Origin of the sequence: Mycobacterium sp. E2327 (genome assembly GCF_001672675.1) — a bacterium.
GTDB lineage: Bacteria > Actinomycetota > Actinomycetes > Mycobacteriales > Mycobacteriaceae > Mycobacterium.
The window spans coordinates 1-685 of the sequence record NZ_LZKE01000192.1 but is presented as its reverse complement, the minus strand read 5'-3'; the positions used below and the strand labels follow the sequence as shown (position 1 = coordinate 685).

The 685-nt window shown below is 73.3% G+C and carries 2 protein-coding genes; both read right to left on the bottom strand.

Annotation, left to right across the window (positions count from 1 at the left end):
- Positions 1–301 (bottom strand): DUF3180 domain-containing protein (locus A5712_RS21995; RefSeq protein ID WP_156766714.1); only part of this gene is annotated, 301 nt, incomplete at its 3' end.
- The coding region (folK, locus tag A5712_RS21990) for a 2-amino-4-hydroxy-6-hydroxymethyldihydropteridine diphosphokinase (RefSeq protein ID WP_068109715.1) at positions 301–685 on the bottom strand (385 nt) is incomplete at its 5' end. The genes folK and A5712_RS21995, both read right to left, overlap by 1 nt.

Genomic DNA, 685 nt, shown 5'->3' with positions numbered 1-685 from the left:
CCCCGGCCCACCAGCCCAGCACCAGTGCGCCCACCCAGGCGGACGCCTTGGCCACCACTACGCTGCGCGCCACCGCCAGCGGGTGCAGCCAACCGGGCCCGGCGCCGATTTCCCCGTCGTTGATCTTGACCCGCACATAACGCGCCCAGAGCGCCTCGGCGATGGCCACCCCGAGCAGCGGCAGCCCGGTCAACACCGTGATGGGCGGAAACCAGCGGTACAGCGAGACCACCAGCAGGTAGCCCAACAGCGCGGCGCCGACCACCGCGGCCGTCAGGTCACGCTTGCGGGTCGGGCCCATCAGGCGTCCGATTCCGGGTTTCTGTCGACCTCGAGCGTCAGGTTGGACAGCCGAACGCCGGCCCGGTCGGCCGGGTCGAGCTCGGCGAGCAGCTGTGCGACGGGGCGCCGCCCCTCGGCCACCGTCAGTCGCGCGTCCGGCTCGATGGCCAGCCACGGCATCATCACGAAGGCGCGCAGGTGGGCCAGCGGGTGCGGCAGCGTCAGGTTGGGCTCGCGGGTGATCACTTCCGTGTCGCCGTCGGCGTAACAGGCAACCAGGTCGACGTCGAGGGAGCGCGGACCCCAGCGCTCGCCGCGGACCCGGCCCGCCGCCCGCTCGAATTCCTGCGCCCGGCTCAGCCAGGCCTGCCCGTCGCACGCGGGGTCGTCGGCGACGAGCACC